Origin of the sequence: Alteribacillus sp. JSM 102045 (genome assembly GCF_041949975.1) — a bacterium.
Classification (GTDB): Bacteria; Bacillota; Bacilli; order Bacillales; family Marinococcaceae; genus Alteribacillus.
This window is the reverse complement of record NZ_JBHFQG010000094.1, coordinates 1-1,290: the sequence shown is the minus strand read 5'-3', so window position 1 is coordinate 1,290 and position 1,290 is coordinate 1. Positions and strand designations below refer to the sequence as shown.

The following is a 1,290-nucleotide window of genomic DNA, read 5'->3' as shown; positions in this document are numbered from 1 at the left end:
AAAGATCGTCCACCATCTTCCTTACTTTTGGATGGTGCGGAAACCATTCCAACATTTTATCCATAAGCAGTTTTTGCCAAGATTTTCTTAAAAACTCATAAGAGATATATTCGACTGGAACCCATTCGTTTTGATAGTCCATAGCCCCTTCGGTATCATCTTAAACTTTCCATTTACAGACCATGTTTTTCGGTCTTTTCCTCCATATATCGTGCCTTGATAGTTTTTGGTTGCAATGACAATGATGCCATATGGACAGATAACGACATGATCAATTTGGGAATACCTGGATTTGGCTTTTGGGTTTTTCATTAACAAATCACTTAAATAGCGGCAATCTTTCGGTAGTTGATCAAGTTGTATGTCAATTTTGTATTCTCCTAATTCCCCCTTTTCTAGCAGCGACCTGTTCGTTTGTTTTTTGGTTTTTGTAGGGTCTGTTTGTGCCTTCTTTGTTGAAGTATTGCTGCTTTTCTTCTTGAAAAAGTTTAAACATAATAACATTGACTACTCCTTCTCCCATCTATGATTATTGTCCTATCCATCATCGATTTCTAGTTATAATGTCATAGTATGGCAGACAACCTGAAGATGCAAGACCAAAAAATAAAACAAGCGCCCCGGGATGCTTGTTTTAAAATGTCGCTTTCTTTATAACTTTAATTAACGCAGAACTAGAGCTGTATTCATTTAAAGCGACATCGTCCATACAAAGCAGTCCCTTCACAGAGACTGCGCTATCTAACATGTACTCCCCTTATAGTATTCTAGTCTTATACCCCACTATCAAGTTTCTTTGTGATTTTGGCTTTTCCTTCAAGCTATATATTATTTACATAAAAATTACTCCACTGCCTTATTTCTTTCTGCTAACTAAACAACGACTGTTTAAAGCTATTTAATCTTTATAATCTCCAATCTCCCTGTTTTTCTATCTTGAACAATTGGAACAAAAGCGCAAGCGCCCTGAACAGCCTCGACAGGTAAATGTTCTTCAGTTATGAAAGGCGCTCTTTGCCTTTAATGACTGGAGGTTATTTAACCCCGAGAGGCTGGGCGCTGAAGCTAGACGCGGATCAAACAATATGGAGATAGTTATCCACAACTTGTAAAAACATAATTTCCTAAACAAAGAAAAAAGCACCCTTACAGGATGCTTCATCTTGGACTAACCTAAAATAATGGGACAATATAAAACACCTTCGAAATGGTACAATCAATTAAGTACATTCTCGGAGGTGTTTTTGCATGGGCAAAAACGTTTATTCTAAAGAAATAAAGTGGGCGGTT

General features: G+C 37.1%; 1 protein-coding gene. It reads right to left on the bottom strand.

Translation table 11 applies throughout. The annotated features are described in order from the left end of the window. Window positions 1-87: 87 nt before the first annotated feature. Window positions 88-504 carry a nuclease-related domain-containing protein gene (locus ACE1TI_RS21775; protein ID WP_375009593.1) on the bottom strand — a complete coding sequence of 139 codons (417 nt, stop codon included), beginning with the start codon at window positions 502-504 and terminating at the stop codon, window positions 88-90. Window positions 505-1,290 lie beyond the last annotated feature (786 nt).